General features: G+C 46.0%; 19 protein-coding genes and 1 pseudogene. 15 read left to right on the top strand and 5 right to left on the bottom strand.

Translation table 11 applies throughout. From position 1 onward, the window contains the following. Nucleotides 1-523 precede the first annotated feature (523 nt). The 8 genes from ACE04G_RS18690 to ACE04G_RS18655 all read left to right on the top strand — a co-directional run bounded on the left by ACE04G_RS18690 (nt 524) and on the right by ACE04G_RS18655 (nt 10,892). The gene (locus ACE04G_RS18690) at nt 524-1,693 is read left to right on the top strand and encodes a PP2C family protein-serine/threonine phosphatase (protein ID WP_221820800.1); all 1,170 of its coding nucleotides are present in this window, start codon (nt 524-526) and stop codon (nt 1,691-1,693) included. After that, a complete protein-coding gene (locus ACE04G_RS18685; RefSeq protein WP_221820802.1) occupies nt 1,690-5,415 on the top strand; it encodes a response regulator in 3,726 nt (1,241 codons plus the stop codon). Before ACE04G_RS18690 ends, ACE04G_RS18685 begins: the two co-directional genes overlap by 4 nt. 86 nt (nt 5,416-5,501) lie before the next feature. Beyond that, complete coding sequence (locus ACE04G_RS18680) at nt 5,502-6,374, top strand: CheR family methyltransferase (RefSeq protein WP_074096446.1); 873 nt, start codon at nt 5,502-5,504, stop codon at nt 6,372-6,374. 16 nt (nt 6,375-6,390) lie between these two features. Then, the gene (locus tag ACE04G_RS18675; protein ID WP_237178245.1) at nt 6,391-8,067 is read left to right on the top strand and encodes a response regulator; all 1,677 of its coding nucleotides are present in this window, start codon (nt 6,391-6,393) and stop codon (nt 8,065-8,067) included. A gap of 86 nt (nt 8,068-8,153) precedes the next feature. Next, a complete protein-coding gene (locus tag ACE04G_RS18670; protein WP_036606989.1) occupies nt 8,154-8,492 on the top strand; it encodes an STAS domain-containing protein in 339 nt (112 codons plus the stop codon). An 18-nt stretch (nt 8,493-8,510) separates the two neighbouring features. Next, nucleotides 8,511-8,963: an anti-sigma B factor RsbW gene (gene rsbW, locus ACE04G_RS18665; RefSeq protein ID WP_076212654.1), complete on the top strand. Its 453-nt coding sequence runs from the start codon at nt 8,511-8,513 to the stop codon at nt 8,961-8,963. After that, nucleotides 8,960-9,733: a sigma-70 family RNA polymerase sigma factor gene (locus ACE04G_RS18660; RefSeq protein ID WP_047841571.1), complete on the top strand. Its 774-nt coding sequence runs from the start codon at nt 8,960-8,962 to the stop codon at nt 9,731-9,733. Before rsbW ends, ACE04G_RS18660 begins: the two co-directional genes overlap by 4 nt. A gap of 130 nt (nt 9,734-9,863) precedes the next feature. Beyond that, nucleotides 9,864-10,892 carry a magnesium transporter CorA family protein gene (locus tag ACE04G_RS18655; protein ID WP_397376255.1) on the top strand — a complete coding sequence of 343 codons (1,029 nt, stop codon included), beginning with the start codon at nt 9,864-9,866 and terminating at the stop codon, nt 10,890-10,892. 17 nt (nt 10,893-10,909) lie between these two features. On the opposite strand, the gene ACE04G_RS18650 is transcribed toward ACE04G_RS18655, so the two are convergent. The 4 genes from ACE04G_RS18650 to ACE04G_RS18635 form a co-directional block, all read right to left on the bottom strand. Further along, entirely contained in the window at nt 10,910-11,275 is a 366-nt protein-coding gene (locus ACE04G_RS18650; RefSeq protein ID WP_221820807.1) for a DUF5665 domain-containing protein, read from the bottom strand. An 84-nt stretch (nt 11,276-11,359) separates the two neighbouring features. After that, nucleotides 11,360-11,767 (bottom strand): YtxH domain-containing protein, encoded by a 408-nt coding sequence (locus tag ACE04G_RS18645; protein WP_076212649.1) that lies wholly within the window; start codon nt 11,765-11,767, stop codon nt 11,360-11,362. 64 nt (nt 11,768-11,831) lie between these two features. Continuing rightward, nucleotides 11,832-12,089 carry a GlsB/YeaQ/YmgE family stress response membrane protein gene (locus ACE04G_RS18640; RefSeq protein WP_017692278.1) on the bottom strand — a complete coding sequence of 86 codons (258 nt, stop codon included), beginning with the start codon at nt 12,087-12,089 and terminating at the stop codon, nt 11,832-11,834. A 134-nt stretch (nt 12,090-12,223) separates the two neighbouring features. Further along, nucleotides 12,224-12,925, bottom strand: coding sequence for a phosphatase PAP2 family protein (locus ACE04G_RS18635; protein WP_221820809.1), 702 nt, complete (start codon nt 12,923-12,925; stop codon nt 12,224-12,226). A gap of 177 nt (nt 12,926-13,102) precedes the next feature. On the opposite strand from ACE04G_RS18635, the gene ACE04G_RS18630 reads away from it, so the two are divergent. Together ACE04G_RS18630 and ACE04G_RS18625 are read left to right on the top strand one after the other, a co-directional pair. Then, nucleotides 13,103-14,122 carry an asparaginase gene (locus ACE04G_RS18630; protein WP_076212644.1) on the top strand — a complete coding sequence of 340 codons (1,020 nt, stop codon included), beginning with the start codon at nt 13,103-13,105 and terminating at the stop codon, nt 14,120-14,122. A 138-nt stretch (nt 14,123-14,260) separates the two neighbouring features. Continuing rightward, entirely contained in the window at nt 14,261-14,986 is a 726-nt protein-coding gene (locus tag ACE04G_RS18625; protein ID WP_036607001.1) for a pirin family protein, read from the top strand. Between the two features lie 148 nt (nt 14,987-15,134). Here ACE04G_RS18625 and ACE04G_RS18620 read toward each other — a convergent pair whose 3' ends face one another. Then, complete coding sequence (locus ACE04G_RS18620; RefSeq protein WP_449003969.1) at nt 15,135-15,359, bottom strand: DUF1128 domain-containing protein; 225 nt, start codon at nt 15,357-15,359, stop codon at nt 15,135-15,137. Nucleotides 15,360-15,517: 158 nt separating this feature from the next. On the opposite strand from ACE04G_RS18620, the gene yyaC reads away from it, so the two are divergent. From yyaC to ACE04G_RS18595, 5 genes and pseudogenes are all read left to right on the top strand, one after another. After that, nucleotides 15,518-16,075 (top strand): spore protease YyaC, encoded by a 558-nt coding sequence (gene yyaC, locus ACE04G_RS18615; protein ID WP_221820812.1) that lies wholly within the window; start codon nt 15,518-15,520, stop codon nt 16,073-16,075. 60 nt (nt 16,076-16,135) lie between these two features. Next, complete coding sequence (locus ACE04G_RS18610) at nt 16,136-16,927, top strand: alpha/beta fold hydrolase (RefSeq protein WP_221820814.1); 792 nt, start codon at nt 16,136-16,138, stop codon at nt 16,925-16,927. 434 nt (nt 16,928-17,361) lie between these two features. Further along, nucleotides 17,362-18,066 carry a DUF6483 family protein gene (locus ACE04G_RS18605; protein ID WP_221820816.1) on the top strand — a complete coding sequence of 235 codons (705 nt, stop codon included), beginning with the start codon at nt 17,362-17,364 and terminating at the stop codon, nt 18,064-18,066. Nucleotides 18,067-18,161: 95 nt separating this feature from the next. Next, a complete protein-coding gene (locus ACE04G_RS18600; RefSeq protein WP_221820819.1) occupies nt 18,162-19,409 on the top strand; it encodes a class I SAM-dependent methyltransferase in 1,248 nt (415 codons plus the stop codon). 191 nt (nt 19,410-19,600) lie between these two features. After that, nucleotides 19,601-20,702, top strand: a pseudogene (locus ACE04G_RS18595) (hypothetical protein); the annotation flags it as partial.

The following is a 20,702-nucleotide window of genomic DNA, read 5'->3' as shown; positions in this document are numbered from 1 at the left end:
TTGCAAGTTGAAGTTTGCTGAACATGGACAAGCTTCTGAATCATTTATGTAAAATGCTTAATCAAAAACATAGATAAGGAATGGGGCTTTCCCCATTCCTTATCTATGTTTTTGCAAGTTTGGAAGCGGGATCAGGACGCTGCAAAAACAGGGTAACGAGCGGGGGTTTTCCCCTGCGATGGTGCCATTTACTGATAAAGGATGTTCATAAAGTCCGCTTTTGATTACGAAGGATGCCTATCGGCATCATCAGCATCGAATATGGAATTCAGCCGAAATGTCCGTTGCTCACGTAGTTTTCCCTACGCTCCGCTACTCCATTTCTAGCTTTATCCCATCTTCTCGGTACTGAAAACAGGTCTTTTTGAACACGTATTAATAGAAGTTTTTTGTTTTTACGATTATAGTTATACTAGGAATTATTATGTCTACTGCCGTTTTGTATGCAAAATTTGTATAATCAACGTTCGTTTTAACTTAATAAGAATCGACAAACCCGGACGCCACAGATAAGGAGATATCAATGAGAATACTTATTGTTGACGACAATCCGACGAATGTCATTATCATTCGAGAAATTCTGAAAAAAGAAAACTATCGTGACATTGCAACGGCGAGTTCCGCCATGGAAATGTTTGAAGTGTTGGGAATTGGGGAGGAAAGCAACGAACTTCGTCCAAAACCGTCGGATATTGACCTGATTTTGCTAGATATGATGATGCCCGAGATGGACGGCATCGAAGCCTGCAGTATTGTGCAGAAATTTGAGAATCTGAAGGATATACCGATTATTATGGTGACTGCCATCGGGGACTCCAAGAAACTTGCCGAAGCATTGGATGCAGGTGCATCTGACTATGTGACCAAACCGATTAATAAAGTCGAACTGATGGCCAGAATTCGACTCGCACTTCGTCTGAAACAGGAGAAGGATTGGCATAAAGAGCGTGATCAACGTATTCAGGATGAGCTCAAGTTGGCAGCGATGGTCCAAAATGCTGTTTTAAGTCCGGCAATTAGGGACCCGCTGTTCCAAGTGCATGCCATCTATAAACCATCCTTTGAGCTTGCGGGTGATCTGTATTCTTGGTACCCCCTTGGGGAAGGCCGTTACGGAGTACTGCTGCTCGACATGATGGGACACGGGATATCTTCATCCCTGTTTACCATGTTTATCGCTTCTGTGTTGAAAGATACGGTTACCACTTATGTGGATCCAGAGAAGGTCATTCAGGAGTTGAACCGTCGTTTTAACCAGCTCCATCTGGAAAAACAATTGGTGCAGTATTATTTCACGGCCATTTATCTGGTCGTTGATACACGGATGAAGCGCATTGATTATGTTAATGCAGGGCATCCACCTGCTTTATTTTTCCGAAACGACGGCAGTGTCACCACATTTGACAGTGTCTGCTGTCCTGTTGGTTTATTTGACAAAATGGATATTGAACCACAAACGATCCATTACGAGGGTGACGGGCATATTGCACTCTATACGGATGGATTATTGGAAGCTGTTCAGGGCGGGCAGGAAGAACAACATGAATTCCTGATTGAAAAACTGACCGGGTCACATCAGTGGAATGAAGCTGCCATGCAGGCCATGTTTTTTGATGACGAAATTCCCCAGGAGCGGGATGATGATAAATGTCTGGTCTGGATTACTTTGGATAAAGGGGCGGGGGATGAATGAAGATCAGGAATAAACTGCTGATTGGTTTTACCGCTCTGATGGCCATTTTGATCGTGCTCACGTTTGTGAGTTATGAACGGCTGAACAGCAGTAATCAACAGATAGATCAGATGTATCAGGAACGTTATCTCAAAGTAAGATTCACTTCTGCTGCACGCGGAGAGGTTAATGACATCGCTAAAGTGCTGGCTAACTTGTTATTGAATCCAAACAACTCGACTGCAGCAGCAGACGCTGACCTGAAGGAGATGAAGGATCGAGGCGATCGCAACCTCGTTGAAGTAAGAGACCGAGCAGACAGTGCACCTGAACATCAACTGGTGGATCGTGTGAATACTGCGTGGACGGCTTATACCTCCTATGCAACGAGACAGATCAACCTGATGTCCCAAAGCAGGGTAGAAGATGCGAATAACTACCGCAATTCAACAGGACTTGCGGTGCAAAAAGAAGCTGTGGATAGTTTGAATGCTCTGTCCCGTTATCAGGACCAAGAGATTGATGCCGAGATCAAGAACGCTAATGCAGCGTATACGAGAGCTGTACAGATCACGATAAGTATCATGATTGCAGGGTTGTTGCTTGCATTGGGTGTCATTATGTGGGTGCTGCCGAGTATTACACGGGGTCTGAACACTGTATCTATGATGATTACCAGCTTTGGTAAAGGGCGTTACCGAACCATTCGGCGCATTCAGGTCAAATCCAAGGATGAAATTGGTCAGATTGCCAGTGTGTTCAAAGATGTATCCAATGATCTGGAAGAAAAACTGGAAATCGAGAAGGCTTATGTACAGGCTCAGCAGGATCAAAACTGGATGAGTTCAAACATCGCAAGAGTCCCGGAGCTGCTTCGGGGGATTGGCTCCATTCGCCAAATTTCACAGATGTTTATCAGTGAGTTCACACCTGTGCTTGGCGCTCAGTTGGGTGTCGTCTATCTGATCGATGAGGAGAAACATCCCGACGAATTGAGACGTTACGGTGCATACGCATTTGAAGAGAACGAAGATGTTGGTAAAGAAATGTATCGCATCGGTGAAGGCCTGATTGGTCAAGCCGCGCTGGATATGACACCGATTATTCTGGAAAATACGCCTGAAGATTACGTGCATATTGGTTCAGCTTCAGGCTCAACACGTGCTGCGGGTATCATGATCTATCCTGTCGTGTTTGAGGATGAACTGATTGGTGTAGTTGAAGTGGCTTCCTTTGAAGGTTTCAATGAACTTCACAAGCAGTTGTTCACACAACTGATTATGAACCTGGGCGTAATTTTGAACAACGTTCGACGTCGTTTGCGTGTGGAGGAGCTGCTGCGTGAATCCCAGGCACTGACTGAGGAACTGCAGGTTCAATCGGAAGAATTGCAGACACAGCAAGAAGAACTTCGTCGTTCCAATGAGAATCTGGAGGAGCAGACAGAGGCACTTAAACGTTCCGAGGAATTGCTGCAGCGTCAGCAGGAAGAACTGGAGCATTTCAATACGGAACTCATTGCCAAGACGCGGGCGCTTGAAGAGCAGGTACGTGAAGTTGAAGAGAAGAATGACGAAATTGAGAAAACGAAGACACAGTTGGAACAGCAAGCTACACAGCTGTCGATGACAAGCAAGTACAAGTCCGAATTTTTAGCGAATATGTCACATGAACTCCGTACACCATTGAACAGTCTGCTCATTTTGTCCCAGTTATTGTCGGAGAACAAGGGTGGAAATCTGACTGACAAACAGCAGGAATATGCGCAAACCATCTACATGTCGGGCGCGGATCTGCTGAAGATGATTGATGAGATTCTGGATCTGTCCAAGGTGGATGCAGGCAAGATGGATATCAATTATGAGACAGTTCGAATGGAAGAGCTGACCAGCTTTGTTCAGCAGAACTTTGGACCGATGGCGAATAAAAAGGAACTGAACTTGAATATCGATTTCGACAGCGATCTACCGGAATGGGTGTACACCGACAGTCATCGCGTGAAACAGATTTTACGGAATTTGTTGTCGAACGCATTTAAGTTTACCAATCGAGGTTCGGTTAGTCTGATTGGACGACGGATGAAACCGGAAGAGCTGCCGGGTTATATGAACACCAATCAGGAATATCTCGGATTCAGTGTGAAAGATACGGGCATTGGCATTCCATCGGACAAGACGGATCTGATCTTTGAAGCGTTCCAGCAAGTAGACGGGACCACAAGTCGGAAATACGGTGGAACTGGCCTGGGATTGTCCATTAGCAGGGAACTGGCACGTTTGCTTGGTGGCGCAATACAGGTGGAATCATCCGAAGGGGAAGGTAGCTGCTTTACCTTGTACCTGCCGGATAATCATGAAGAGGAAGCCTTGGCAGAGGAAGGTGCTTCAAGAGAAGCGGCTGTTTCCTCAGAGGATCTTTATGAACAGTCCATCGAAGCACGGACCATGTTTTCAAGTCATCAGTCCATTCTCTCTCCTGATCCGGAGCGTAGCGTGGGTACAGATCTGTCTCCTACCCATACTCCAGATGTCACACAGATCGAAGATGATCGGGAGAATATCATGGAGAGTGACAAAATCCTCCTCATCATTGAGGATGATGTGAACTTTGCACATATTTTGATGGATATGGCGAGAGGAAGAGGCTTCAAAGCACTTGTTGCCCTTCAAGGTGATAAAGGACTTGAAATGGCACGTCAATATCTGCCGGATGCCATTATCCTGGATATTCAATTGCCGGTGATGGATGGTTGGACCATTCTGGGCGAGCTGAAGAGCAGTTCGGCAACACGCCACATTCCGGTTCATGTGATTTCAGTCATTGATGATATGAAGCAAGGTCTGATGATGGGCGCCATTGCGTATCTGAAAAAACCTTCGAGCAAGGATTCACTGGATAAAGCATTCTCGCATATCAAATCATATACCGAGAATCAATTGAAACGACTGTTGATCGTCGAAGATGATGAAATTCAGCGTAAAGCCATTATTGAATTGATTGGTCATGATGATGTTGCAATCACCGCTGTATCGACAGGTAGTGAGGCTTTGAATGAATTACACAGCCAGCGTTATGACTGTATGGTACTTGATCTGATGTTAACGGATATGACCGGGTTTGAGTTGCTTGACCAGATTCGCGATGATGAATATCTGAACGATCTGCCGATTATAATTTATACAGGCAAAGAACTGGATTCCAAGGAAGAAATGAAGCTGCGCAAATATGCGGAATCCATCATTATCAAAGATGTGAAGTCACCGGAACGTTTGCTGGATGAAACTACATTGTTCCTGCATCGGGTAGAAGCCAATTTGCCGGAAGACAAGCGTCGAATCTTGCAGAAACTACACAACAAGGAAACGTTGTTTGAAGGCAAGAAAATATTGCTTGTAGATGACGATATTCGTAACGTATTTGCCCTTTCAAGTGTTCTTGAAGGCTATCGGATGGATGTGACGTTTGCTGAGAACGGACGAGAGGCTTTGGAGATTTTGGACAAAAATCCGGAATTTGATCTGGTACTGATGGATATGATGATGCCAGAGATGGACGGTTATGAAGCGATGACACGAATCAGACAGATCCCGCAGTTTGAAAAGTTGCCGATTATTGCGCTTACGGCCAAAGCCATGAAAGAGGATCGCGGCAAATGTATTGAGGCCGGAGCATCTGATTATGTGAAAAAACCGATCCAGACAGATCAATTGTTATCCTTAATGCGCGTTTGGCTGTATTCGTAAGTTCATTATTCGTATGTTCATTGTTTGGGTAATGAAAGACAATACAACGAATACGCAAGTAACAAATGAAGAAGTGGAGAGAACTTATGACACCGTGGGAACCTACCGAGACGGGGGCAGATTTGGTCCGTATGCCGCAAGATGAAGAGCGCGAGCTGATCGAGATTGAGTTGCTGCTGGAAGGCATGCACCGTTTATATGGATATGATTTTAGAAACTATGCACTGCCATCCCTGAAACGAAGAATCTGGCATCATGCACATGCTGAAGGTGTTAAGAGCATATCCGGCTTACAGGAACGTGTTCTTCATGACCGTTCCGCGTTTGACCGTTTTGTACAGAACTTATCCATCCCTGTAACGGAAATGTTTCGAGATCCTTCGCTTTTCCGAATGTTTCGGGAGCAGATTATTCCTATCCTGAGAACCTATCCGTATATCCGAATATGGCATGCGGGATGCTCTACGGGAGAGGAAGTTTATTCCATGGCCATCATGTTGCATGAGGAAGGACTGTATGACAAGGCGAGAATCTACGCAACGGATATGAATGATCGCTCTTTGCAACAGGCCAAAGAAGGCGTATACGGTATTGAAAAAATGAAACTATTTACTACAAATTATTTGGAGGCAGGGGGTACCAGAGCCTTCTCCGAGTACTATACAGCGAAATACAATTCGGTGATATTTCATCCCTTTCTACGGAAGAACATCATTTTCGCCGAGCACAACCTGGCAACGGATCGGTCATTTAACGAGTTTAATGTTATCTTTTGCCGTAATGTCATGATTTATTTTAATGATGAACTGCGGAACCATGTGCATGGGCTGTTTCATGAGAGCTTGAGCCACTTTGGTATTCTGGTTCTGGGGTCGAAAGAATCGATACATTTTACAGAGTTCAGTGATACCTATGAGCCGTTAGACCGGACCGAAAAAATATACCGGAAGATCAAATAGGGGGTTAGGGTTAGCCATGGGGCTCAATGAACCAATCCACATATTATTGGTAGATGACCGCCCTGAGAACTTGCTTGCTCTTGAAGCAGTTCTGGAATCGGAACAATATAAACTCGTTAAGGCAACTTCCGGAGAAGAGGCACTCCGCTGTCTGCTAAAAGACGAATTTGCGGTTATCGTTCTCGATGTGCAGATGCCTGGAATGGACGGAATTGAGACAGCAAAGTTAATTAAGGCACGGGACAAGTCCAAGGATGTGCCGATTATATTCATCTCTGCCAATAGCAGAGAAGCGGAGCACTTGTTTGCCGGATATTCAGCCGGGGCCATTGATTACATGGTTAAACCATTTATTCCTCAGATTTTGAAATCCAAAATCGAGGGCTTTGTAGAGATGTTTATCACCAATAAACGTTTGAAGACACAGACCATGCTTCTTCACCAGAAGACACAGGAACTGGAGAAGATGAACCAACAACTCATTCAGGCCAAGGAAGAAGCGGAAATTGCAGCCAATGCAAAGACCGAGTTCCTGGCAATGATGAGTCATGAGATTCGTACACCGATGAACGGAGTTATCGGCATGGTTGATCTGCTGATGGAAACGGAACTGAGGGAAGACCAGAAGGAATATGCAGATATCGTTCGTCGCAGCGCAGATGCACTTGTCACGGTCATCAACGACATTCTTGATTTTACTAAGATGGAATCCGGCAAAATGGAACTTGAAGAGCATCCTTTTGAAATTGTCTCCTGTATTCGGGAAGTGCTGGGATTGTTTGCTGCAGAAGCAGGCAAAAAGAACCTGGAACTGGATTATTTCCTGGAAGATTCTGTCCCTGAATTAATCTATGGAGATATGGCAAGGCTCCGTCAGGTTCTCTTGAATCTTATTGCAAATGCGATCAAATTTACCGATCAGGGTGGAGTGTATCTGATCGTGTCAGTTAAGGAAGAAAAGGATGGACAAATGGCATTGGAGTTTGCCGTTAAAGACACTGGGATAGGTATCGCTTCAGACAAAGTGGATCGCCTGTTCCAGCCGTTTTCCCAGTTGGATACATCCATGACACGTAAATACGGTGGAACTGGCTTAGGACTGGCAATATGCAAGACTCTGGTTGAAATGATGGGTGGACAGATCTACCTGGATACAACAGAGCAACGGGGAGCAACGTTTGTATTCACAATTCAGGCGAAACGTTATGTAGAAACTGAACTGGTCCAGAGGAACGGGGAAGAGAAACCAACGGATGTGAAAAATGAGAATAAATATCCTACGGTATTAATCGTGGATGATCATCCTATTAACCAGAAGTTGATGGCGATTATGCTCGGTAAGCTTGGGTTGCTCTCAGACATTGCTGAAGATGGGCAGAGCGCACTCGATATGGTAAACGGCAGCCGTTATCCCTATGACTATGTGTTTATGGATCTGCAGATGCCTGTTATGGACGGTTTGGAATGTACACGACGGATTCGAGAGAGCCTGTCCCAGTCTAATCAGCCAATCATTATAGCGATGACTGCTAACGTGATGGAAGGTATTCAGCAACGCTGTATTGCTGCCGGCATGGATGATTATATTAGTAAACCGGTAAAAATGGGCAATGTAAAACAAAAAATAGCCCAGTTTCAGAAACAACGACAAATGTTAGACCCAGGTCCCTCAGCCATGAATCAGGCCAATTGAAACATTTTCCAAACTCCTTTCTGTTTCACTTGTGCTGAAGTTGGGTTATTAGGTAAGGAAACCATTGATCAGGAGAGAGATGTCTAATGAATACAAATAAAAATGAAAAATTCAATGCAAGAACTGAAACTCAGGACGGCGTGTGCACGGTGTATCTGACTGGCGAACTGGATTTGTCGGTTGCTCCTGACTTCCGCTTGGTGATGGAGCCGCTCGTGGATAACAAGGAACAGGATCTTGTGATTAACATGAAAGAATTGAAGTATATCGATAGTACAGGGATTGGTATCCTGTTATCTGTTTTGAAGGCAAGACATGGAATGGAAGCTCGCTTTGAAGTACAGGAAGTTCCTGCGCAGATTCAGAAACTTTTTGACATGACGGGCATCGCCAAATTCTTTGTCACACAGAAGAATTCCCAATAGGAAAGGATCGAAAAAGGAATGAATGCAGAAGTTCAAAGAGTCACCCTTAATTTACCGGCGACAGCTGATTACGTTGATATTGTAAGACTTAATCTTTATGGAGTAGCATCCAAAATGGGATTTTCTTATGAAGACATTGAGGATATGAAAGTTGCTGTATCCGAGGCCTGTAATAACTCTGTACTGTATGCCTACTCACACGAAGGTGGCATGGTTGAAGTTGTATTCGAAGTGGAAGGCGAAACATTGTCCATTACTGTCAAGGACGAAGGTGCCAGCTTCGAGAACATGAATCCTGCTGTGTCACGTGCTGGTCTTCACGACAAAGAACTGACAGAAGCACAGATTGGCGGACTTGGGTTCTACCTGATGCAAGCCTTGATGGACGATGTCAGTGTGGAAAGTGAGACGGGCAAAGGTACGAAAGTAGTACTCGTAAAACGTCTTGCAAGAAGTGAGGAGAAAGTATGAATGAAAAAGTGACTCCCCCAGAGTCCATGTCTGAAGCTATAGGTTTGATCTGGGAATACCAGCAGACCCAAGATAATGAAATTGCAACAGTTCTCATCCGTAAATATGAACCAATGGTTAAGATGGCAGCAGGTAAAATCGCTCGGAATCGCCCCGATCTATACGAAGATTTGTATCAGACCGGGCAGATGGCCTTGATTCGATTGCTTAAGCAATACGATATCAACCTAGGTATTCCGTTTGAACCTTATGCCATGAAGAGTATGATCGGTCATATGAAGAACTACTTGCGTGACAAATCCTGGTATATTCAGGTGCCCCGGAGGATTAAGGAAAAGGGAGCCCTTGTGCAACATGCCATTGATGAGTTAACCGTCAAGTTGGAGCGCTCACCCGGTGTGAACGAAATTGCTGAATACCTTGATTTGACTGCAGAAGAGACGATTGAAGTTCTGGCTGGTCGGGAATGTTACCATTATGTATCACTGGATTCTCCTTTATCTCAGGATGACAGTGCAGCAACATTGGGAGAACTGATCAGTGCAGATGTTAATGACTATGATTCGGTCGAAAAACGGATGGACTTGCAACAGGCATTGGGACAATTGAAGGAACAAGAGCAGCAGGTACTTATTCTAGCATTCCAGGATGGCCAATCTCAGCGGGCAATTGCCCAGAAGCTTGGTGTTTCACAGATGAGTGTATCTCGGATTCAGAAGCGAGCTACAGAGAAATTGAAACAGATCATGTCTAATGCTTCAATGTTATGAAAAATGGAACCCAAATGTTTTTGAGTACGGCATAGAGAAGGACACGTAATTCCATTGGAATACATACGTGTCCTTTTTGGGATTAAAAAGGTTGTATGCAATAAACATATGTGCAGGAGTGGATATTGTGATTGTGAACCAAATCAAGCTGGAAGCCCGTCGCGACAAGTTATCTTGCTCAGACCATTGGCAATGGTGGGATTGGGTTGCACCTGATACGGATAGCATGAAAAATGCCTTGGAGGAGCTGGCAGAGTCATTTCCCGATATGCAGTATTGGCTCGATAAAATTCCGGAAGTGGAATCGAATTATCTATCCGTCCGTTTCGTGAATGGTACTGAGCCCGTCATATTTGGCTCCTTGTTGTACGCGATTAAGAATGAGAGAGATGACAAAAGAAAAGATAATCAGATGTTCTTTTATGTCGATCGCACCAACCTGGTTACCTTGAATATGGATGAAAATACAAGAGGTATTATGAAGACAGATGAACGTGCAAATATGTTGCAACAATGTACAGTGGCGAGGGATGGCATGTTCGTACTTTTTCGAGCAATACTGCATTACTATCATGTGGGTATGGATCACTTTGAGGTGAACCTGCGTGATCTGGAACGGAAGATGGAGTCTCGTAATGCACGTACCTTGATGGACCAGATTCTCGCTGCCCGATTTGAATTGTTATACTGGAGCAATCTGTTTATCCCGTACTCGGAACTCATGGCCGCTGCCCATGAAGCCTACCTGAGTGAGATGAAAGACAATCGCTTCTTTCTACAGCTTCAATATCGTGTGGAACGTATGGAGCGTCTGTTCAATCATTACGAGAAAGAGATCGATACGTTAATTTCCATTGATAATGCGATCTCAGGAGTTCGTGGGAATGAGATTATGAAGACGCTAACCATAGTTACCGCTGTGTTCATACCTGCCACGGCAGCTGGCGCGATATGGGGGATGAACTTTGAGAACCTGCCCTTTATCGACAAATCATGGGGAGTTGTACTGGTCCTTGTCGTTATTATCTTAAGCATGATCAGCATGTATGTATGGCTGATGATGAAAGGATGGACAGGAGACCTGCTCAAAGTGAAGTCTTCACAGCCTTCAGCTGAAGAGATCGAGAAAAAAGGAGCAACTGAAACGCGTAGGGGGTAGCCTATTGGCTAGTCCTCTTAGTTTTTGTAATCTTCAATGTAACCAAGTAAATCAGCAATATATTGTCCAACAATCGGCATATTGACGAATTGACTGAGAATGAACGCCAGCAAACCCAGAACAACAAAGGTACCTACAGTTAGGCCGAGTCCTCTTGCCATTCCTGCTGTAAAGTTAGTAATGATCCGCTTCTTGGGACTGCTGTAATTCTCAATAATATCCTTGATCTGTGCTCTCTCCAGACTGTCCGCAATCTGGTCGAGACGGGTGTTCAATCGTTTTACCTCATGACGCAATTCAAAAGGATGCTCGCTTGTATCATACTGCTGTGTCGGTGTTCCTCCCGCAATTGGAGTATTACCATTGATTGTAACTTTACTCATATTATTCGTCCTCCTCAACTCGCATTGGATAAAAAATAGCCAGCTGAAGTGCAGCTGGCTATTGGTCTCTCGATCTGTATCGCCTTACAGGCTGGTCGAGTTAAGTTCTTTACGTGCATCTTCCTTCGCTTCAACGGAGGCGGCAGCCACTTCATCAGATGCACGGGATGCTTCGTTAGCCACATCAGCGGACGCTTTTCTCACAGAGTCCATTACATCATTGCGGCCTTGATTTACCGTTTTTGCAATGTCGGAAGTTTTGGAAGAGACCGTTTTAGCCAGTTCAGTTGCTTTGTCACTTACAACAGTTGCCACTTCTTTGGTGCGGTCAGTAACGATGCCCACTTTCTCGGAAAGGTCACCACGCAATTCACGTCCCGGTTTAGGCGCAAAGAGTAGTGCTGCTGCAGCTCCCAGCAAACCCCCGATGAAAATACCTTTTGCGAAAGTTGAACCCGTCTGTACAGGATATTGCTCTTCTGCTTTATTCATGTCTAATCACTCCTTCTTCAATTTAAGAAACAAATACGAAACAACGAACACCTTGTTGCCCGAATCAGGCAGCCTGTCTTAGCAGTCTGGACACAAGCCCCAGCAAGAAAACAAAGAGCGCTGTACCAATGATGGCAGGGATGATGGCAAAGTTACCGATAACTGGTCCCCAGTTACCAAGCAAAAGTGCTCCCAGCCAGGCTCCGGCAAATCCGGCAATCATTGCACCGATTATGCCTCCAGGCATGTTGTGACCGGCAAGTGCATCTCCGATCAAACCGATGATGACAGCCATCACAATGCTGATAATGATGCCCCACATAACAACCGCCTCCTTTAAACTTGATGTAGGATGTTGTCTGTTCGCGTTTGCTTACTTCGTATATAAACCCCGTGCAACCCTGTGAAACAATAAAGATCAGGATGAATGAACTGGAAATCAGAGGAATTCATTCTTTAGCGGCTTTGTTTAATGCCTTTAACCATGCAGAAGATCCATGCCAATCCAGCAGTAAATCCAGTAAATACATCGGTAGGATAATGAACGCCCAACATGATCCGGCTGAGACCAATCAAGAAAATAAAACTGATGCCACATAGAACAGGAAGCCACACACTAGAAGAGTTATGTCGCTGTCGTTCAATGGCCCAGATTACAAAGAGCATGCCGTAGAAGCCCATGGAGATCATGGCATGTCCGCTGGGAAAGCTGTATCCGTGAACGACCAGCAGATGATCCAGTTCTGGTCTGCTTCGTCTGAAAAATTCCTTCAATAACGTGTTCAGAACCCACATCATGGCAAAACTCCCTGTGAGCGCATATCCATATATAACAAACCTTGGACTGCGTTGTATGAAGAAAAGAAGAGCAAAACCTCCTGCAGCCACAGCAGAGATTTTGAATGAGCCCAGTGAGGTTATGAATGCAGTGTAAGGGAACAGATGAAGACGTGAATCTGAATTCAGATAAAATAATTGCTGAATTTGATCATCCAGACGAATAATAACATCAGCACCCAACCAGGCACCCAGACCTGCCAGAATGAATACGACCGATGCGCTGAGGGCCAGACCAGCCAAACCCCAGTTGAGGAGTGGACGTAATAACGTACCGGAAGTTGAACTGAATGAGGCTGATGAATACGTTTTGCGGGGCATAATGAGTTTCTCCTTCAGTTATGGTAGTAGATGAACATAGATGATAAAGCTATACCCGAAATGCCTGTCGAAAAAACTGTAAAAACGTCGCTTTTGTACTATACTATTTAAGATATCCCATGCGGCGTCGTGACGCAAAGCAGAGATGAAATCGGGAGCACAAAGGAGAGAACTCGCATGGAGAGTGCCTTGTTAATTAAAGAATACCGTGCAGGCGTTATGGAATGCGCCCATTACGGACACATAAGCATTACGGATGAGTATGGCCGAATCGTATACTCGGCTGGTGACCCTCATTTTAGAGCGTTCACTCGCTCATCTGCCAAACCTTTTCAAGCCATTCCAGGTATTCGGGCAGGAATTGCCAGTCACTATGGCCTATCAGCACAGGAGATTGCCATTATGTCCTCCTCGCATCGTTCGGAACCGGAACACATTCGGGTGCTGGAGCAGTTATCCGGTAAGATCGGATTGGGAGAAGAATGCCTGATCTGTGCACCAAGCTATCCGCTTAATGAAGAAAGCCGTAATCAATGGTTACGTGCACAAGGAGAGAAACGGCGCATCTTGCACAACTGCTCCGGAAAACATCTGGGAATTCTGGGGTACAGTCAGATGAAGCAGGTTGATCTGGGCAGTTACGCTGAACCGGATCATCCGGTACAACGTGAAATTCTTGAAACCTTTGCCGACCTGGCAGGTATTGAGGAAAAAGAGATTGAGCTTGGGACGGATGGCTGCGGCTTTCCGGTATTTTCTTTGCCGTTGTCGGCATTGTCGAATGCTTATCTGAAGCTTGCTTGTCCGGATCTTATTGCTGATCCTTCCACAAGAACAGCTGTAGAGACCATAACATCAGCTATGAATGAACATCCGTTGATGGTAGGTGGCACGGAGCGTGTAGATTCAGTGCTGCTGGAAGACGATAACATTGTAGCGAAGGGTGGGTTCAAGGGGGTATTCGGATTTGGTCTGAAAAAAGAAAGACTGGGAATCACCTTCAAGGTGCTTGATGGTTCCGAGGAAGAGTGGGCGTTCATTACCCAATCCATCCTGAAACAGATTGGTTATTCCAATGAGAGAACCATTGCACGATTGGCTGAAGTGTTCCCTTCGGACATCCGAAATGATGCGGGTACCCTTGTAGGTCATGCAGATAGTGAGTTCATTCTCCACTCACTTGAAGATAGCGTATAACCTTAAGAAGGGGCGTGATTAGAGTTGCCGGACCCCGGGTAAAGATGCATACCAACTGGTATTCATCTATACAATTCATATACACGCATGGACTGCCGCGGTAATGTGGCAGCTCTAAACCCTTGGAGGTGGATGAACATGATTAAAGTGGTGACATCGGAAGAAAGGCACACGTCGGATCGAGGTTGGATACACAGTGAATTCAGCTTTTCCTTTGCGGATTATGATGATCCAAGCAACGCCCATTTTGGCTGTCTGTTGGCTCATAATGAAAACACGCTGATGCCGCAAGAAGGCTTTAAGAAACATCCACATCATGATCTTGAACTTGTCAGTTATGTCATATCAGGTACACTCAAACATACGGATAGTATGGGAACAGAACAATTGCTTGAACCAGGTACGGTCCAGGTGATGAGTGCGGGTACGGGTGTTGAACACTCCGAGACCAATCCGTCAGCGGATGAACCGGTACGTTTCCTCCAGATGTGGTTTTTGCCATCGGAGCGTATGCTGAAACCTTCCTATACGAATCGGAGAATAGAGCCGCAGGAGCATTTGAATCGTCTATGTCCGATTGTATCCGGGCAAGGGGGCGAGGGAAGTGAAGGCGCATTGCCTATTTCTCAGGATGTAACCTGTTACCTGTCCCATTTGGAGTCCGGGAAAAAGTTGATGTACCCGCAACACGAAGATCGACGGACACATCTTTTTCTGATCAGTGGACATGTAGAGATTCATTGTTCAGATGGCAACTTCAACCTCAAGCCGGGGGATGCCGCACGAATTCGCAAAAGCTGTGATCTGCAAATCACAAGCACAGACAGTGAACCTGCCGAATTTGTTTTGGTTGACCTGCCCTAAGGATGAGATATATTCCGTAGAAGATAGCCTTCAAATATGAATATGTGAAAAAGGACCTGTTCCCACGGTGATGTGGAAACAGGTCCTTTTTAGGCTTGGTTTTGAAAGGACTTCATAGAAGTCGCAAATGATCAAAAGCAACACTTTGCTAAGATTTACGAAGGTTACCCAGTTCTGAAGCGACAGCTTCCACTTCAGAGATACTGAGATGTTCCTTGCTCAGAATCATTTCATACAGGTCAAACAGATCTTCGTATTTCTCAAGTGGGAATGAAGAAGCTTGCATGGCGGCACCGCTTGCCATACGAAGTTTGGTTTTGATCGCTTCAATCATATATTCCATATTGACTGCTGTTGCTTGTGTTAAATCCATCGTTAAGTTCATCCCTTCCGTATCGGAAACTCTTGTTATTGTATCATGATTGGAAGCGCTCAGGCTAATGCTTTTGCAGGGAAACCAAGCATCGGTTACAATGATGGATACAACAACAGGGTTTCATGGAAACTTGAGTGTACTGGAGGGAATACAGCTTGGCAGCGTATAAGCGAGAAATGGTTCGCCATCAAGGAAGGGAAGTCCGCAAAGGCGTGCCTGCAGGGAATCTGGTCTTATTTTTCAAAAACATCATTCAACTTCATTCTCCAGCTGAAATCACGTTTGTCTGCATTGGTACGGATCGTTCCACCGGGGATGCTCTGGGTCCACTGACAGGAAGTTTACTGCAAGAGAGTGGAATGGAGAACGTGATTGGCACGCTGACTTCCCCTTGTGATGCAGATACGCTGGAAAAGAAATTGGCACTTATTCCTGCACACCATGCCATCATAGCGATTGATGCATGTCTGGGTCCAAAGCATGCGGTAGGTACATACTATCTCTCGAATAACCCACTCATTCCCGCCCAATCGGTCGGAGGCAAGCTACCCCCTGTTGGACAATACAGTGTAGCAGCTGTGGTTAATGCAAATGGACCAAGGCCCTATTCCATTTTGCAGATGACCTCGCTTCACTTGGTCATGGGGATGTCCCGAACGATTGCAGACGCCGCAATTGAAGCATGGAAATGGAGACAAACGTTTCATTCATGATATGTAGGCTTAATAATATACAACCTGAATTATATCATTCGCGCAGAGAGAGGGATTTATATGGAAAAAGTGATGTGTGATGGAACGACGATTTGTTATGCCGAACAAGGTAAGGGAGAAGCACTCATTTTGCTCCACGGATACTGTGGCAGTTCATCGTATTGGGATGAGGTCGTACCTGAACTGGCACGCAGCTATCGCTGTATCGTACCTGATCTGCGTGGACACGGAAAAACAGATGCACCTGTAGGAAGTTATACCATCGAACAGATGGGCAACGATGTATTACAGTTGATGGATGAGTTGAATGTGGAAAAAGCGGTCCTTCTGGGACACTCGATGGGGGGATACATTGCGCTCTCGATTGCACAACGTCACCCGGAGCGTTTGAATGCATTTGGTCTGATCCATTCGACAGCCTATCCGGACAGTGAAGAAGCCAAGGAGAAACGCCTGCGCGCTGTATCCACCATTCAGACCGAAGGGATCGTAAATTTTGTAGATGGACTGGTTCCCGGACTGTTTGCACCGAAACATGTGGAATCGCTATCTAAGCATGTAACACGTGTGAAGGAAATCGGTTACCAGACTGCTCCTCAAGGTGCTGTTGGTGCTGCACTTGCTATGCGGGAACGCCCGGATCGCCGCGATGTGTTATCGGCTACACCTTTACCTGTATTGCTGGTTGCAGGAGAGAAGGATGCTGTTATCCCGCCAGAACGTACATTTACAAGTGACAAGCCACATATCGTACAAGCCGTGATTGCGGGTGCGGGTCATATGAGCATGTATGAAGCTCCTGAAGAGTTAATTCAGGTCATTAAACAATTTATGGCTGGATTATCAAAATAATTGATGAAGTGATTTATGTTGATATCATTAGGGCATGTCTGAAAACTCCGAAGGAAGTAGATTTTACTGAATTTTTCGTTCCAAGCAAGGAAGTTTTCCGCAGGCGTGCCGGGGCACGTCAAGGGGAAGTGACGTAGCATGGGGCGAAAAGGCGGTAAAAGATGCACTTCAGCGAGTTTTGAGACACGTCCTAGAATATAGTTTGGTTTCTGGATGATTCTACCTCTTGTGGAGGAGGAGTAACCAGTTCCATTTCAACCGAGCCCCTGCCACGTCCCTTTGGGATAGGCAGGGGTTTAGTGTGTTCATGGCCAGAGCAAAGACACGCGTGTCTTGTTTTTGGCTTTTTGTCATGGCATGAATTAGAATAAATATAAAGGAACGATATGAGAACGATTGGATGTATAGGGTCGAAGGATGAGGGGGCATACAGCATGTTCAGAAAAGATTATCTGCTCCGCATGATGGAGGAAATGACTGAAGCAATTGGCAAAGTGTTCACGCTCAAACAGCAGCGTAAGCATACCGAGGCATTGTCTGAGTTGGATGAGCTGATGCGCAGGCAGTTTGGGTTGAACTTATCTCTACTGAATTCATTGCCAGCGGAGGATGTTATTGAAATGTTCCGTTTTCGCGGAATGATTGAGGTAGACAATCTGCAGCAGGCCGCGAGGCTGATTGAAGAAGAGGCTTACATTTATCAAGAGAAGGCCAAAGTGGAAGGCATAGATGATCAGGAGAGAATGGACGCAGAGGATGAGGCTGTCATTCGATTGATGAGATCACTTCATTTTTACCTGTATGCATTGAATCATGGCGCCAATCCCCAGTTATTGAATGCACCGGAACGGGTGGAGGGTGTATTGGGGCTCACGAAAGAATATGTACTTCCTGCCCGGACTGAAAGACAGCTTGCCCTCTATCGTGAACAACAAGGACGTTACGACCAAGCAGAGAACAGTTGGTACAGATTGCTCCAGCTTGGTGATGAATTCCCGGTGAGCTACCGAGATGATGTACAGGCATTCTATGAAAGGTTGAGCCAACTCACAGATGAACAGCTGGAGCACGGTGGTTTGCCGCTTACCGAAGTTGAAGAGGGGTTAGCTGAACTAAGTCGTCAAGAGATGAACTCCTAAATATGGATAGGATCAAGGCCTGTTACATGCCTTTACTTGGAGAGGGAACGGAATTGTGGTATGGTAACGGTTGACCAAACCAAACCGAAAGTGAGATGTACCCCGTGGATTCATTGCGAAAGCTTATACAAGACATCTTTGAACAGAATTCGCTGATTACAGCGACCTGGAGCCAGCTGCGCAGACGGGACAATGTCTCGTATACCAAAGTGCAAGTCAAGCCGGTGACACTGAAGAATCAGCTGCATTATCAATTTGCATTTCATTATAACAACAAAGTGCTGCACGAGAATTTGACTCCGGCTGAAGCGGCTGAGCGCATGACTTTGTTATGCGAAGAGACGTTTCGTCAAGGGCTGCTCTGTACGACCGAGGCAGACTATCAAATTTTGATCAGCAAAAAATATAAAGTATCCATTCTGACCAAATCTGCTTCCAAAACTGCGGTGGATCTGTCGCATAATCGCAAGAAGCAATATGTATTAGAAGAAGGCGTACCTGTATCGTTCCTCGTTGAACTTGGCATTATGAACGAAGAAGGTCGTGTGCTGGCCCGCAAGTATGACAAGTTCAGACAGATCAACCGTTTCCTCGAAATGGTGCAGGATGTCATTCCACATCTGCCGGAAGGACGTCCACTGACCATCGTTGACTTTGGTTGCGGCAAGTCTTATCTGACATTTGCGTTATATCATTATCTGTCTGTACAACAACGTCGTTCACTCAAGATTATTGGGTTGGACTTGAAGGCAGATGTCATTGAACACTGTAATGATCTGGCTAATCGATTGCATTATGGCGATCTGAAGTTTTTGGTTGGAGACATCGCGGACTACGATGAATTGAACGAAGTGGATATGGTTGTCACGCTGCATGCCTGTGATACAGCCACCGATGCTGCTTTGGAGAAGGCAGTTCGTTGGGGGGCTTCTGTTATTCTGTCTGTTCCTTGCTGTCAGCATGAACTGTTTGATCAAGTAGAGGCCTCCGTGATGAATCCATTGTTGTCCCATGGCATCCTCAAGGAACGTTTTTCCGCACTGGCTACGGATGGGATTCGTGCCAAGTTGCTTGATCTGATGGGATACAAGACACAATTGCTTGAATTCATCGATATGGAGAATACGCCTAAAAACATATTGATTCGTGCTGTTCGCGGTCAGGCCGGCGAAGTGACGGAGATGTGGAATGAATATACGGCTTTCCGTGATTTCATTCATGCCGATCCATATTTGGAGCGGGCTTGTGCCGATTTGCTTCCTGGCGATGGCAAGCAGGCCGGCGGGAAATCAAAATCGAGCAAAGAAACCGTTCAAGATTCCGCAAATTGCGACCTTAGCTGAGTGTGCCAATGACAATCCAGGGACATACTGCAACTAGGGTCTCTGAATGTAAAATGATATTCAATGCACATACTTCGTAGCAAGCCACACCATAACTGTCAGATGTATATCAGGCAGAAGGACCCGTTATCGGGATCTTCTGTCTTTTTGTTATGCATACGGAGCGGTGGAAGGAAGGAGGGTGTATAAGGATGAAGAATAGGACAATGGATAAGGGAGTTGTAAGGAATACAGAATATGTAGATAACAGGGACTTATGTAATGGGGACAGTAGGGGCAGTAGAGACAGTACATATAATAGGGAAGATACATACAACAAAGATCATATGTATAAAAAAGATGATACGTATAAAAAGGATGATAAAAATAATTCAAGTGGAGCTATCCAGACCGATGCGTCAGGGAGTTTTTCTCAAAGTTTGAGGTGTAAACGTTATTCAGGATCGGGGTGGACTGTTGGGTTAGGCATACTCTCCATTGTCTTGCTGCTTGCAGGATGTCTGAGTCGGGGACTGTACTATTCGGCTGATCTGTATCCTGTCCTTTTGATCGCAGCAGGAAGCATATTGATCATGATTGTGCTATTTCTTGTCGGTATTCGTCTAGAGAAAGAGCAAGAGCAGGAGCAAGGAAGAAAACAAGTACCTCTGTCACCGGTACATTGGCTAGGGAACAATGAACGAATGGTTTGGCGAATGATTCGAATCCCGGGGATGTGGTGGGTATTGTGGCCGCTGGGGATGATGACATGTTTTGGGGTACATGCGTGGGCAGGCTCTGTGAGTAAACAGGGCAGCATGGATGAGATGCTACGGTGGAGCCTGCTTGCGCTATTTACTCTGCTCACCGCATTACTGGCTGCGCGCACGGATGGTGCGCGTTGGTTAGCCTGCGGTTGGCAGATGGCAGGCGGCTTGCTTGTGCTAAGCGGCATCCTTGCCGTGTGCGGGATATTGCCACTGCCCTTCGGGGTGATGCGGACTGCTGACCCCGAGATCAGCTCCGCCGGAGCAAGGCTCGGCGGATTATTGCAGTACCCGAATGCGTACGGTGCCGTTGTTGGCATGTACGCACTGGAGCGGCTGACAGCCGCCGCGCGAGTCATAGCCCGGCCTGTGCCGGCCGGGCGACTCATCGCGGCAGTGCTGCCGCTCATGCCTGCGCAAGCCGCGCTCCTGCTGAGCGAGTCGCGCGGCGCTTGGCTGGCGACCGGCTGCGCCGCGGTCGCCGCCTTTGCTTTGCAGCGGCGCGGAGCCCGCCTGCCGCTGCTGCTGGCCACGGCCGCGCCACTGG

The sequence above is a fragment of the Paenibacillus sp. AGC31 genome, from assembly GCF_057334655.1.
The sequence above is the reverse complement of the archived record's forward strand: the minus strand, read 5'-3'. Positions and strand labels throughout refer to the sequence as shown.

Excerpts from the sequence above, each read along its gene's own strand:
- ACE04G_RS18690 (WP_221820800.1), top strand. The coding sequence starts at position 524 with ATGAGAATACTTATTGTTGACGACAATCCGACGAATGTCATTATCATT.
- ACE04G_RS18685 (WP_221820802.1), top strand. The coding sequence starts at position 1,690 with ATGAAGATCAGGAATAAACTGCTGATTGGTTTTACCGCTCTGATGGCC.
- ACE04G_RS18680 (WP_074096446.1), top strand. The coding sequence starts at position 5,502 with ATGACACCGTGGGAACCTACCGAGACGGGGGCAGATTTGGTCCGTATG.
- ACE04G_RS18675 (WP_237178245.1), top strand. The coding sequence starts at position 6,391 with ATGGGGCTCAATGAACCAATCCACATATTATTGGTAGATGACCGCCCT.
- ACE04G_RS18670 (WP_036606989.1), top strand. The coding sequence starts at position 8,154 with ATGAATACAAATAAAAATGAAAAATTCAATGCAAGAACTGAAACTCAG.
- rsbW (WP_076212654.1), top strand. The coding sequence starts at position 8,511 with ATGAATGCAGAAGTTCAAAGAGTCACCCTTAATTTACCGGCGACAGCT.
- ACE04G_RS18660 (WP_047841571.1), top strand. The coding sequence starts at position 8,960 with ATGAATGAAAAAGTGACTCCCCCAGAGTCCATGTCTGAAGCTATAGGT.
- ACE04G_RS18650 (WP_221820807.1), bottom strand. The coding sequence starts at position 11,275 with ATGAGTAAAGTTACAATCAATGGTAATACTCCAATTGCGGGAGGAACA.
- ACE04G_RS18645 (WP_076212649.1), bottom strand. The coding sequence starts at position 11,767 with ATGAATAAAGCAGAAGAGCAATATCCTGTACAGACGGGTTCAACTTTC.
- ACE04G_RS18640 (WP_017692278.1), bottom strand. The coding sequence starts at position 12,089 with ATGTGGGGCATCATTATCAGCATTGTGATGGCTGTCATCATCGGTTTG.
- ACE04G_RS18635 (WP_221820809.1), bottom strand. The coding sequence starts at position 12,925 with ATGCCCCGCAAAACGTATTCATCAGCCTCATTCAGTTCAACTTCCGGT.
- ACE04G_RS18630 (WP_076212644.1), top strand. The coding sequence starts at position 13,103 with ATGGAGAGTGCCTTGTTAATTAAAGAATACCGTGCAGGCGTTATGGAA.
- ACE04G_RS18625 (WP_036607001.1), top strand. The coding sequence starts at position 14,261 with ATGATTAAAGTGGTGACATCGGAAGAAAGGCACACGTCGGATCGAGGT.
- ACE04G_RS18620 (WP_449003969.1), bottom strand. The coding sequence starts at position 15,359 with ATGGATTTAACACAAGCAACAGCAGTCAATATGGAATATATGATTGAA.
- ACE04G_RS18610 (WP_221820814.1), top strand. The coding sequence starts at position 16,136 with ATGGAAAAAGTGATGTGTGATGGAACGACGATTTGTTATGCCGAACAA.
- ACE04G_RS18605 (WP_221820816.1), top strand. The coding sequence starts at position 17,362 with ATGTTCAGAAAAGATTATCTGCTCCGCATGATGGAGGAAATGACTGAA.
- ACE04G_RS18600 (WP_221820819.1), top strand. The coding sequence starts at position 18,162 with ATGTACCCCGTGGATTCATTGCGAAAGCTTATACAAGACATCTTTGAA.